This is a genomic window from Pedobacter gandavensis, assembly GCF_032678465.1.
In the GTDB taxonomy this organism is placed as follows: Bacteria; Bacteroidota; Bacteroidia; order Sphingobacteriales; family Sphingobacteriaceae; genus Pedobacter; species Pedobacter gandavensis_B.
In genome coordinates, this window is sequence record NZ_JAVTSK010000010.1 from 16,215 (window position 1) to 29,409 (window position 13,195).

General features: G+C 41.0%; 9 protein-coding genes. 2 read left to right on the top strand and 7 right to left on the bottom strand.

Annotation, left to right across the window (positions count from 1 at the left end; translation table 11 throughout):
- Positions 1 to 7: 7 nt before the first annotated feature.
- Positions 8 to 4,159, top strand: a complete 4,152-nt coding sequence (locus R2Q94_RS17410; RefSeq protein ID WP_316822748.1) for a two-component regulator propeller domain-containing protein — start codon at positions 8 to 10, stop codon at positions 4,157 to 4,159.
- A gap of 35 nt (positions 4,160 to 4,194) precedes the next feature.
- On the opposite strand, the gene dnaE is transcribed toward R2Q94_RS17410, so the two are convergent.
- Genes dnaE through R2Q94_RS17425 form a run of 3 tightly spaced genes read right to left on the bottom strand, consistent with a single transcriptional unit; the run spans position 4,195 to position 8,476 of the window.
- Entirely contained in the window at positions 4,195 to 7,137 is a 2,943-nt protein-coding gene (gene dnaE, locus R2Q94_RS17415) for a DNA polymerase III subunit alpha (RefSeq protein ID WP_316822749.1), read from the bottom strand.
- 3 nt (positions 7,138 to 7,140) lie between these two features.
- On the bottom strand, positions 7,141 to 8,298 hold the full coding sequence (gene dinB, locus R2Q94_RS17420) for a DNA polymerase IV (RefSeq protein WP_316822750.1): 1,158 nt from the start codon (positions 8,296 to 8,298) through the stop codon (positions 7,141 to 7,143).
- Positions 8,299 to 8,323: 25 nt separating this feature from the next.
- Positions 8,324 to 8,476 (bottom strand): hypothetical protein, encoded by a 153-nt coding sequence (locus R2Q94_RS17425; RefSeq protein ID WP_316822751.1) that lies wholly within the window; start codon positions 8,474 to 8,476, stop codon positions 8,324 to 8,326.
- Between the two features lie 64 nt (positions 8,477 to 8,540).
- Between R2Q94_RS17425 and R2Q94_RS17430 the strand changes: the two genes are divergently transcribed.
- Positions 8,541 to 8,723, top strand: a complete 183-nt coding sequence (locus tag R2Q94_RS17430; protein ID WP_316822752.1) for a hypothetical protein — start codon at positions 8,541 to 8,543, stop codon at positions 8,721 to 8,723.
- 57 nt (positions 8,724 to 8,780) lie between these two features.
- Here the strand turns inward: R2Q94_RS17430 and R2Q94_RS17435 are convergent, their stop codons facing one another.
- The 4 genes from R2Q94_RS17435 to R2Q94_RS17450 form a co-directional block, all read right to left on the bottom strand.
- Positions 8,781 to 10,586, bottom strand: coding sequence for an alpha-L-fucosidase (locus R2Q94_RS17435; protein ID WP_316822753.1), 1,806 nt, complete (start codon positions 10,584 to 10,586; stop codon positions 8,781 to 8,783).
- A gap of 57 nt (positions 10,587 to 10,643) precedes the next feature.
- On the bottom strand, positions 10,644 to 11,111 hold the full coding sequence (locus R2Q94_RS17440; RefSeq protein ID WP_316822754.1) for a VOC family protein: 468 nt from the start codon (positions 11,109 to 11,111) through the stop codon (positions 10,644 to 10,646).
- Between the two features lie 12 nt (positions 11,112 to 11,123).
- Positions 11,124 to 11,582 carry a GNAT family N-acetyltransferase gene (locus tag R2Q94_RS17445; protein ID WP_316822755.1) on the bottom strand — a complete coding sequence of 153 codons (459 nt, stop codon included), beginning with the start codon at positions 11,580 to 11,582 and terminating at the stop codon, positions 11,124 to 11,126.
- Positions 11,583 to 12,169: 587 nt separating this feature from the next.
- A complete protein-coding gene (locus R2Q94_RS17450) occupies positions 12,170 to 13,126 on the bottom strand; it encodes a transporter (protein ID WP_316822756.1) in 957 nt (318 codons plus the stop codon).
- Between the last annotated feature and the right edge of the window lie 69 nt (positions 13,127 to 13,195).

Sequence of the window (13,195 nt, forward strand, 5' to 3'; positions counted from 1 at the left end):
AACAAACATGAGATTCATTAAAAGGAGCTTTTGCATGGCATTGCTTTCCTTTCTTGTTTTATGGTCGGCTATGGTCTGCGCCCAAGAGCAGATGCGTTTCAGTAGCCTAAGCCTGGAAAATGGTTTATCCCAGAACTCCGTCATGGCCATCAGCCAGGATCAGCAGCAATTCCTTTGGTTTGGAACCAAACATGGCCTTAACCGTTATGATGGTTATCAGTTTAAAATTTACAAAAACAATCCCAGGGATAGCAACAGCCTATCCAGTGATGAGATTACCGCAGTACTTACAGATACAAAAGGTACACTTTGGGTCGGGACTGTCAATGGCCTCAACAAGTATGATAAAAAAAAGGATGCCTTTCAACGGATTTATCATCAGCCCAAAAACAAGAAAGGCATCAGTAGCAACAGCATAGAAAATCTTTATGAAGATCCACAAGGGAACATTTGGGTGGCTACCCTACATGGTGCGAACCTGCTGACAGATCGGAATAAGAATGAATTTCAGTCTTTTATATTTAAGGATAGTGTTCAGAACAGAGGGATGAACAATACCTATGCTACACTCCGGCAAAAAGATGGAACAATTTGGCTGGCGACCTTAAATGGCCTGGTTCGTATGCAGCTGAAGCAGGGAAAAATGAGCTTTCAGGTTTTTCGTTATCAGGATGGTAAAAAGGGAAGCATCAGTTCGAACTACATCACCAGTTTGCAAATCGATCAGCAACAGCGTTTATGGGTGGGTACAGACAATGGACTGAACCTTTTCCAACCGGAAAGTCAATCATTTAGCACTTACAGGCATAGTGACAACAGCAACTCTATTGTACACAACGACATCAGAGAAATTATGCTGAACAGAGATGGAAAATTATGGATCGGTACTCAGGAGGGATTGAGTATCTTTGATCCGAACAACAAAACATTCAGCAATTACTTACATAATCCTGAACAGAAAGGAAGTTTAAGTCACAATTCCATCCATAGTATTTACCAGGACCGCAACAACAGTGTTTGGATCGGTACCTTTTATGGCGGTGTAAACCTGATTCACCCCTTTGCTACCCAATTTCATGTATTTAAAAACAGTAGATTAAAACCTAGCATCAGCAGTAATATTGTGAGCGCTATCGTAGAAGATGGACAACACAACCTCTGGATAGGAACAGAAGGCGGAGGTCTAAACTATTTCAACCGCAGTAATAATACCTATACGACCTATAAAATCAACCTGAACGACAAAGAAGGCCTGAGTTCTAACCTCATTAAAACCATTTGCCAGGATAAAGCTGGTAATTTACTGATCGGAACACATCATGGGGGGTTAAATATTTTCAATACGCGTTCTAAAACTTTCCGGCATATCATCAATATTAAAGACAATAAAAATAGCCAGAGCACTGCGGAAATTATTGCGATTTGTCCGGCCAGCGATCAAAATATCTATGTCGGTTCCTACAGTGGCCTGAATCTGTTGAGCATGCGTAATGGGAACTATGAAACCTATACACATAAAAGTCCTGTAGAAAGTAAGTTGCAAAGTAAGAGAATTCAATTCCTGTATGAGGATCGGGATCATCACCTTTGGATCGGTACCCAGGTTGGATTATACGACTACGATTTAAAAACGAAGAAGCTCCGTTCATTTTTTAAGGATAAGGGAAATCCCATTCAGCTCCAATCGGACTACATCAATTGCATCGTTCAAACCCAGAACGGAAATTTAGCGATAGGTACTTATTTTGGTGGATTCAGTATCTATGATCAGAAGACCGGAAAATTCAAAACTTATACCGAAAAAGAAGGTCTTTCGAATAACAATGTACTAGGGATTATTGAAGATGATCAGCAAAATTTATGGATCAGTACCGACCACGGTTTATCCAAATTCGATCCAAAAACGCAAACCTTCAGAATTTATACCAAAAGCGACGGCCTTGCAGGAAATGATTTCAATGTCAGGTCCTATCTCAAAGACAGTACTGCTGAACTTTTCTTTGGTGGTTATAATGGCCTAACTTCTTTTTATCCCCAACAGATAGAAATCAATCGCCAAACCAGTCCGATTGTTTTTACTGGATTGAAACTGTTTAACAAACCGGTCATCGTCAATGGAGAGGATCAGCTGCTAAAAGAAGACATCAGCAGCACCAAAAGTATCACTTTCGAACATGACCAGAACCATTTCACTATAGATTTTGCATTATTAAATTACATCAAACCTGATAAAAACAGGTATACCTATAAGCTGGAAAACTATGATGAGGAATGGAATGAGGTGAGTAACCCTTTTGCAACTTATACCAATTTACCTTCAGGCGCCTATACTTTTTTGGTTAAAGGTCAGAATAATGACGGAACTCCCGGGGGCAGTCTTGCGAGTATCGACATCCATATCCTACCTCCAATCTGGGCCAGCTGGTGGGCTTACTGTGCATACGCAATGGTCTTTTCTGTAATTCTATTTTTGACTGTCCGTTACCTGATCATCCGGGCACTACTTAAAAGGTCTGAAGACATCCAGCAGATGAAATTGGGTTTCTTTACAAATATCTCCCACGAAATACGTACGCCTTTAACCCTTATTCTTGGTCCTTTGGAAAATCTGGCAAAAAGTACTCAGGACGAACCAGAGCTCCATAAACAAGTGCTGCCTATTAAAAACAACGCCGATCGGCTGATGCGCCTGATCACCGAACTAATGGATTTCAGAAAAGCAGATTCCGGTTATTTGAAACTAAATATCAGCCAGGAAAACATCGTCAGTTTTAGTAAAGAGATCTTTTTTGCCTTTCAGCACCTGGCCAGTAGTAAGCAGATCCACTATACATTTGATTGCAGCAAAGAGGAGATTCCCTTGTTCTTCGACAAAATACAAATGGAAAAAGTGTTGTTCAACCTGCTCAGTAATGCTTTTAAATTCAGCAATGATGGAGGGAGCATTTCCTTTTCTATTGAAGATCAATCTCAATATGTAGCAATCAGGGTGCGGGACAATGGAAAAGGTATTCCTTATAACAGTCAGCATAAACTATTCAGCAACTTTTTCCAGGTAGATGATCAGGGTTCCAATCATATTGGGTCTGGAATTGGTCTTGCGCTATCTAAGAGTGTTGTGGAGGCTCATCATGGAAAAATTGGGATTGAAAGCCATCCGGCAACTGGCACAAAAGCTGGAGATACCTGTTTTACTGTAAGTCTAAAAAAAGGCAATGCCCATTTCAAACCAGAAGAACTTCAGGAAAACAGTAGTTATGAACATGCAGTGATCAACAGTTCTGCTGTTATTTCTTCAATCAGGGCTGAGGTATCAGAAGAAAACCAGTTGCAGCAAACTACCGATCAATTGCCTGGCGAAACCGGAAAATCAAATGCCACAGTTAAGGAAACCCTGTTAATTGTGGAAGACAATCCAGAAATCCGGGACTTGATGGTCAACCTTATGAAACCGAAATATCAGGTGGAGGAAAGTGTGAATGGATTGAAAGGATGGGAAACAGCTATCGAATTACTCCCTGATCTGATCATTTGCGACATTATGATGCCCGTAATGGATGGACTCGAATTATGCCGGCGATTAAAAACAGATGAGCGAACGAGTCATATCCCAGTGATCCTGCTCACCGCCAGATCTTCCCATGTACATCAGGTCAGTGGTTTGGAAACCGGTGCAGACAGCTATATTACCAAACCTTTCAGCACAACCCTGCTGGACTTACACGTCAAAAACCTATTGCAGTCCAGGGCCATGATGCGCCAGAAATATGCGAGTGAAATTACTTTACAACCACAGAACATTGTGATTGGGAACACAGATCAGGCCTTCCTGGAAAAGGTACTGAAATACATTGAAGCCAATATGGCGGATCAGGAGGTTGGCGTACCGGAACTTGCCACTGAGCTTGGCATGAGTCAGCCTATACTATATAAAAAGATACGCGCAATTACAGACCTGTCCGTAAATGATTTCATTAAAACCATCCGCCTGAAAAAAGCTGCACAGTTATTGGAACATAAGCGCTATACCATTTCGGAAATCGCTTATCTTGTTGGCTTCAATGACCCTAAATATTTCAGTAGGGAATTTAAAAAGCAGTATGGTGTAACACCAAAAGTGTTTATTCAAAACCTGGAAGACAGTGCACAAAAAAGCTAAAGATGGTGAATTCCTCTTCAGCTTTTTAACATCATTTAAGCCATTACCGGATTGCCGACAATCGGTAATTTCGCGAAACGCATGACCTCTATACTAGGAAAGCCAAAATCAGAAACTACCTTTCCCAGTATCAAATAACAACCCGTCCCTCTAAACGGATAAAGAGGGGTGCTGGTTGGAAAATGTGTCGTATCGAAGAAGTTTCCATCCACATCCAGAAAAGTACCGAACCACATTTTTTTATTGTTTTTCATCTGAACTGTTTTCTCACAGACATACTGGCCTACCATTTTCACTGTTTTCCCCAGATGCTGATTCAAATCTGCAGTACGAAGTTCTCCACGATAGGAAGTCTGCAACAAATCAAACATAGACAGGCTTAGTGGAAAACCCAACAATTCCAGCTCATGGTATGCATCTTCTAAACGGGTATTGAGCAATACAGGCAGCTCGTAATGTTTTGCCGGGACTTCAAACAGTTCTGTCCGCTGAACCTGCCTGCTTTTAGTACCTAATAAAGAATACACCTCCCAAAGTAAAACTTTCTTGCTTTTTCCGGTAAAACGAAAGGCGCCTATGCGGATCAGAATCACCACTTGCTCCAGGCCAATTCCCGTGCGTTTCAGCAAGTCTTCCAGTCCGAGGTAATCCCCATTGAGTTTTCTTTCTTCAGGAATCAGTCTGATGAATTTATTTTCTAATCCCAGGATACCAATAAAACCCAGATAGGCTATGATTCCCTGAATAGAAACGGTTTCCAAACTATGATTTACGCAGGGCAGATGAATTTCTGCCCCCGCTTTTTTGAGTTCATGTAGATATAACCATCTGGTGTAAAATCCTCCATAATTATTGAGTACCGCCACCATAAACTCTCTGGGAAAATAAGTTTTCAGGTATAAACTCTGGTAACTTTCTACCGCAAAACTCGCAGAATGTGCTTTAGAGAAACTATATCCCGCAAAAGATGAGACCTGTCGCCAGACCTCTTTAGTGGTCTCTTCTGGCCTGCCTAAGGCTTTTGCTCCTTCCATAAACTTCTCCACCAGCCGATCAAACTCTGTTCTGGAGCGGTACTTCCCACTCATTCCCCTTCTCAGAATATCGGCATCTGTACCATCCATTCCGGCATAATGAATACAAATCTTAATCACATCTTCCTGGTACACCATCACACCAAAGGTATCCCCAAGTGTTTGCTCCATTACCGGATGCAGGTATTTCACATTTTTAGGATTATGGTAACTTTGGATATAGGTTTTCATCATCCCCGATTGCGCCACTCCAGGACGAATGATCGAACTCGCAGCCACCAGTGTCAGGTAATTTTCACAACGCAGTTTGGATAGCAATTGCCGCATCGCCGGCGATTCAATATAAAAACAGCCAATGGTATTGCCGGTCTGCAGGCGGGCATTGAGCTGCGGATCTTTCATAAAGGTTTTCACCTGATGCACATCGATCTTTTGCCCCAGATTTTCCTCTACCAGTCGAACGGCTTCTTTGATGTGCCCAATTCCCCGCTGACTCAATATATCATATTTATCAAAGCCTATTTTTTCTGCTTCATACATATCCCATTGTACGGTAGGCATTCCTTTTGGTGGTAAATCCAATGCCGTATAATAAGTAATTGGCTCCTCAGAAATCAAGACTCCTCCTGCATGAATCGATCGTTGATTTGGCATATCTGCCATCATCGCATAAGCGGCCATGATCTTCCTGAAAGTAGGGTGCTGCTGATTTCCGGGCATTTGCCCGCGGTCGGTAAAACTGTCGATTTCTGCTTTGGGCAGCCCCATTACCTTCCCTATTTCCCGGATCACACTCCTGTCTTTGAAAGTCGACATGGTACCTAACAAGGCCGTATGTGCTTTTCCATACCGTTTAAAGATATAATCCTGCACATCTTCCCTTTCATCCCAGGAGTAATCAATATCAAAATCTGGAGGAGAACTGCGCTCTGCATTGAGGAATCGTTCAAAATAAAGATCCAGCTCAATCGGATCTACATCTGTAATTTGCAAACAGTAAGCCACCGTACTATTAGCGCCAGAACCACGACCTACGTGGTAATACCCTTTTGACATAGAATAACGGATGATGTCCCAGGTGATCAAAAAATAAGCACAAAAATCCAGTTCATCAATCACCTTTAATTCCGCTTTTACCTTATTTAGGGCCACCTGATTATTTTTACCATAACGATACACCAGTCCTTCCATCGCCAGCTTATAGAGTAAAGCCTTATCGTCGTCTTTCTTCCCCGTAAACGTCCTCCTGTTCAGGTTAATCCGTCCTTTAGGATAGTCCATCACACAGGTATTCATCAGGTTTCGGGTATTATCAAGGATAAAAGCATATTTATGAAAACGGCTTTCGAGTTCTCCCGGACGCAGAAACATATCCGTTTTTCTACATTTATCTTCCGGTGTGACCATGGTCAATAAGGCGTTCAGGTCGATTCCGCGAAGGTATTCATGGAGGCGATAATCCAATTTATCTGCTACAAATACCGGTTGCAGAACCAATAACTTATCTTTGATTCTGCTCAGCTCCTGTTGGTACAACAAGGATAATTCTTCAAAATGAATCCCCAGATATTCATTGATTTTAAGCGCTTCTACATAGCCAAAAGGATAGATGATATAGGCATGTTGCATTTCCGGAGCGCTATCCGGCAGTTCTTTTTGCTCCAGATTATGCCATGTCAGAAAATCATTCAATTCCTTCATCCCCTCTTTATTTTTGGCGATGCCAATATAAAGCAACTTTTTATTTCTTCGGAATTCGATCCCTCCAATCGGCTTAATCCCAGTCTCCTCACAGGCACGCATGAATTCCATCAGTCCGGTAGAGTTGTTGATATCAGTGAGCACCAGTTGAGTGATCCCTAATGCCAGCGCTTCCTCTATTAACTTAGGAATAGACATGGTTCCATAACGTAGGCTATATTGCGAATGCACATTCAAATACATGTCTTATAAATTTATGTTCAGCGTAGAAGCCAACTTAATGGACTTGTCCCCAAAACGGTTCCGGATCTTATCTAATGCCTGACACAGGCTATACGCTTCCTGGGATTCACTATACAAATCAATCTGTTCATGACCAGTCACCAGATGGGACAGTCGCACGCCAACCAGGCGCAACAACATGCGTTTTTGATATACCTGCCGAAATAATTCTTTTGCTTTTAGTATCAAAACACTATCCAGGGCTGTATAGGAAATGGTAGCCTGTTTGGTCACATCCTCGAAGTTCGCATAGCGAATGGTGACCGTGATACATGCCGTCAGCTTTTTCTTTTGGCGCAGGTCGAAGGCCAGGTCCATCACCATCGAGGTGATCAGGTTGTTGATGGTCTCCACATCAATCGTATCTGCCTTAAACGTACATTGTGTACCAATACTTTTTTGCTCCTGATAAGGAATAACCGGAGAATGATCAATGCCCTTTGCCTTTTGCAAAAGTGAAAGGCCATTTTTCCCTAAAATACTCATCATTTGATCGGGATGGATCTGTGTCAGGGTGTGGATCTTTTTAATTCCCATATCACTGAGTTTCATAAAAGTCTTTTCTCCGAGCCCGGGGATCTTCCTGATAGACAAAGGGTTCAAAAAATCCTGTACCTCCTGCTCTGCGACATTCAATTCCCCATTGGGTTTACACTCATTGGTGGCCATCTTAGAGACGGTTTTATTGACCGACAGGCCAAAGGAAATTGGCAAGCCGGTTTCTTTTATAACCATCTGACGAAGTTCATGGGCATATTGCAATGTTCCATGAAAACGGTCCATCCCCGTCATGTCAATATAATGCTCATCTATACTTGCCTTTTCTATTAAAGGAACACGTGCACTTAAGATTTCGGTCACCTCAAAAGAAGCTTCAGAATAAGCATCCATATTTCCCTTCACAAATATCGCATGGGGACAAAGCATTTTTGCCATCCTGGAACTCATTGCAGCATGTACCCCAAACTTTCTGGCTTCATAGCTACAGGAAGCCACAACCCCACGATCGGACATTCCACCAATAATAACCGGTTTTCCAAGTAAACTAGAATCCTTGCGAATTTCAACAGACACGAAAAAAGCATCCTGATCCATATGGATGATGTGTTTGTTTGCAGTCATGAGATAAGTTTTATTGCCTACAAAGTTATGCTAAAATAATTGACATTTTAATTATTTTACTAATTATTTTAGCTAAACAGCATTCAAAAGGATTTATTCTTTCATGAGCTTCATCCCTTGCCATCCACCATTGGTCGAATATTGCCTGCTGCTGGTCAATTACTTTTCTCTTGCTCAAAGCCAGCTCGTATTTTAGCCTCTGTTTAAGCAGATCCTTTAAAAATCACAATAAATCACTTCAAATGAACCGATTGAACATTATGACTATTTTAACAGCCAACTCCTATTTCTGGTTGTTCAGTTGTTTACTCCTGACCATACTCCTGATGATGATACTCATCTCCTATCTTTTAAAATACAAAACCACTTTTTCATCCGACATGGGCATCTATTTTTGGGCTGGGCAGCACAGTAAAAAAGGCTGAAAATCCTCAGATTTCCAGCCTTTTCAAACTCATTTCAATTTAGACAATTGACTCCGGTTACATTGGGATCAGGGTAATGCTGGTAATTTCCGGCATCGACTGCCCTTTTAAACTTAAAAGTTGCAACTGCAATCTTAAAGATTCAGCGCCAATAGCTTGTTGAGAAATATCGACTATACCTGCCTCTACATCTTTGAAAGCAGGACTTTCCGAAGCAGGCATCATATAATTCAATGTATTTTTCTCCAAAGAAATGCTCAACTCTCCGGCAGTGTTTGCATTTGCAAAGTAATTGATCATGACTTTGTACTTACCTGGACGCTGAACTTTCATATCCCAGTAAGCAGCATCTGATTTATGGTTCCAGAAAGCAATTGTATTTGGCCTGTTAGGATCGTGTGTTGATGCTCCTTTCAGCTTTATTCCGGAGTTTCCAGTCAGCACTGCCTGGTTTGCAGTTAATATCATCCTTCCATCAGCCAGCGAGTTTACCCGGTTATTTAAAACTTTTGGTGTTCCTTTAATATCCAGCACCAGCACCATCGGTTTAGGACCTGAGAAATCTGCCGGCAACTGAACGACCTTTCCTTTAGCTGTACTTTTCAATACTAAATTTTTACCTTTAGCTCCTAAAATATAAGCTTTAGTGACTTCATTGGATAATGGTACTTCCAATGCATTGTCTTTTGGAACATCAAAGACTTCCAGATACAGTTTTCCTGCTTTTTGCGTTGCATATCCCCAATCTAAAGGTTGGAATGGACTGGCAGTAGTACCATAGATTGCCTCATTATTTACTTTCATCCATGTTCCGATTTGCTTTAAGATCGCAACAGCCGGTTCAGGAATCTGCCCTTCCGCATCAGGACCTACGTTTAACAAAAAGTTTCCGCCTTTACTTACCGTTTCAATGAACAAATGCATCATCTTATCATAAGACTTCCAGTTTTTATCATGTGCACTATAGCCGTAGCTCTCATTTGTGGTATGGCTGACTTCCCAGTTCATTCCAGGCAATCCTGTTGGTGGAACGTATTTTTCAGGTGTGCCCATATCCCCGTTTTTATTTTCAAGTCCATCCCAGAAACGGTTATTCACCAGGATATCCGGTTGCCATTTGATCAGGTCGGTGAGGATACGTTTGGTACCCCAGGTTTCCCCTTGTCTGTTTTTTGAACTAAAGTCCAACCAGAGGATATCCATTTTACCGTAGTTATTCGCCAATTCCTTAATCTGTCCGTACAAATAATCTTTATAGACTTCATAATTAGGGTTTTCCTTAGCTGGATTGGCCGAAAATTTATCATAAGAATCCGGATGTTGCCAATCTAACAAGGAATAATAAGCGCCGGTTTTTAAGCCTGCCTTTTTAAAAGCTGCAACAGTTTCTCCATACAAATCTCTTCCTTTCGGAGAGATATTAGTACCGCCGGTAATGGGATTATTTAAGGAATAAGCTGCTTTACTATTAAAAATACTGAAACCTTCATGGTGTCTTGAAGTGATCACCATGTATTTCATACCTGCCTCTTTTGCCAATGCCGCCCAGTCATCAGCTTTAAATTTGGAAGCGGTAAACTTTGGTTTCAGCTCTGCCGCATATTCCTTACTTGGTGCCTGTGCCCAGGTTTGAATCCATTCGGCATAGTGCTGTGGATATTGTTTACCTTTCCAGGAACCTCCCGCAGCGCTATATAATCCCCAGTGAATAAACATTCCGAAGCGGGCATTGTTGAACCACTTCATGCGTTGCTCTTTTGTTTCCGCCCAGCCTGGCACCCCTTCATAGGGTTTTGATTCTACCTGGGCAGATACCTTCCCTACCGTTAAAAGCAGGGAAAGCATTACTGTTACTTTTTTCATTTGTGTATTGTGTTTGGTTTTGTAGGTTTCTTAGCAAATGACATTTGCCAAAGGTTGTTATTGATGATCATCATTGACCTCTAGCCAATGTCCGTCCGGATCCTGAAAGTAAATCTGTTGGATTCCATCTACTCTTAGGGTAATACTTTGGGCGCTGCCTGCCCAATCTTCATAGGCGATATGCCGGGCTTTAATTTTTTCTATAAAAGGCTTGATTTCTGCTACACTAAAACACAGATGCTCATTTTTATCGAAGTTCCCTTTCGCTTTGGCACCCTGAATTAGATGGAGTTGTCCGGCAGCCCCCAAACTGAACCAGGTATGCTTACCATCATGAAAAGGTTCAGGGATCTGCTTAAATTCAAATACACTTTTATAGAAATCGGTAGATTTTTGCAGATCAGTTACGTATACTGCAATATGATTTAACACTGCAGCACTATTCTTTTGTGAACTTTGTGCGCTACTTTCCTGAAAAGGAAAACAGGCAAGGGTAAAAATAATGATCAGTGTAAAAAATTTCATGCTGGATTTTTTTTAAATTAAGTGAATATCTCTGTCTAATCTGTACAAATCAAAACCGACCTCCCAATAATCTTTTACCACCTCCCTAAGCTCCAGTCCAAATTTCTCATAAAATTGATAAGCCATTTGCGAAGTTCTTACAGAAATCGTTTCTATCCCTGGGATTTCTTTCATCTTCTGGATTCTAAACTTAGTTAATGCAGTTCCCAGTCCTTTCCCCTGACTATCAGGATGAAAAATATCCCAGGAAATTTTACCCATTTTCCCATCTTCAGACAAATTGAAACCTCCACAACCAAGAATTTCCCCATTCAATTCCAATATATAGTACTGATCAGCAAAATGGTCCAGGTAATCGATAAAGTCTGCTTCTTCACTTGGAGAAAAGTATTCAGGTGTATTTAACCTCAATAGGGTCAAAAGGCGGGCGCTATCCCTGGTTTCATGTCTTCTAATGTTGATCTGCTCCATAATGATTTTCTCCTCTCCTGCCTCTTTATAGGGTAAAAGTAAAAATACAGGAATATTTCAATTCAACAACGAAACGAACCTATATTCCCCCAAATTATCCGGTTAATTTCTCCTAAGGGCTAGGCGCAGCAACACTAAACTGAGTGCAACAAAAACAACAATAAAGAAAATAATTATCTCCAACTAAATATCGAAAATCATTAGTTTGGAATTTAATCCGGGCAAATCTCCAGAGCAACAACAAAATGAAAATCCTCCTGAAATTATCTTATTAATTTCCCGGTAAAGTGCCCTATCTGTTTTGCTCCTGTTTTGCTTTTGTGTTGCATTTCTTTTACTTCAGTTTTGCCTGAGCAACACATCAGCAATAGGAAAGCATAAGAACAAAAGGTAAATGAGGAGCCGATGTAGCGCTCATCAACAGTTAACCAATAATTAAATTTCAGAATAATCTCCCTCCCGGAAGCCAGCTAGGTTAGGCTAAAAAAAAAGCTGAACAATTTAACCCGGGATAGGGATTAAATTGTCCAGCCATAAAAAGATAAAATCAATAAATTAAAATACGGTCTAAGCGTTCATCAAATACACTAGTGATCTGTTGGAATCAGGATATTCACCCCAACCTGAACTGCAGTACCTGCGAACCTATTTTTAGCTGCAAAGTTTTGAGTTACCCTTGCCATCACCCCAATTTTTTTAGGAGTGATCCAATAAGAGCCAAAGCCTCCGATACCATAAATACGATCTGAGGCAAATCCTCCGTTTGATCCCTTATCGTCGCTAATCTGGGTGGTATGGTGTGCAAACATCCCCACTTCATCTCCTCTGTTGTCTAATAAATAAGTACCCCCAAGATCGATGGTCAGGTGGCTTCCTTCTTTAAAGTCAATGTCTTTCTGCCATTGGTTAATTTCAAATGTAGAAGCTGCCGTTAGCCCAACCTTTTTATTTGGCTTATACCTCACTGCTCCTCTAATGTTATGCGACCAATACCCTAAACCTCCATTATCCAATCCATGTGGTTTAAATTTACCTGTAGGCGCCCAGAATCCGTAGTTAAAGGCATAGCTGAATTTTTGTTGAGTCCAGGAAAGCCATACGGGTTGCACATACATGTCGCCAAATCCAACACTTTTATTCTTGAAGACATAAGTTCCAGACCCTGTCTGACTGGAATAATAATCCAGTGCGATGTTTGCGGTTGGGCTATTTAACATTGGAATGGCCATCATACCCCAATTTGCACCTAGTATTTTTCCTTTACCACCATAAATCGCCATCAGGATAAAAGAATGTGTTTTTACATTCTGCTTGATATCGAGTGAAGTAGGGTTTCCAGGTGCAGGATTGATCAGTTTATCAGATTTATCACCTTGACCATTGTAATAATTCATGTCGGCAAAGCCATACCATACCGGAATAATAAAGCCAGCATGAGGTGCAAAATAGTCGCCAGGATTAAATGCAGAACCGGTATAATGTCCCTGAGAGAATGCAGAAACATAGGTAAACACCGTTAAAATTAAAGTAAATAGTTTTTTCATAGTTGTAATTTTTGATTAAAATTTCAGTAGATTATTCTTGCATAAAACGACGATCAGGTTAAAAAAACA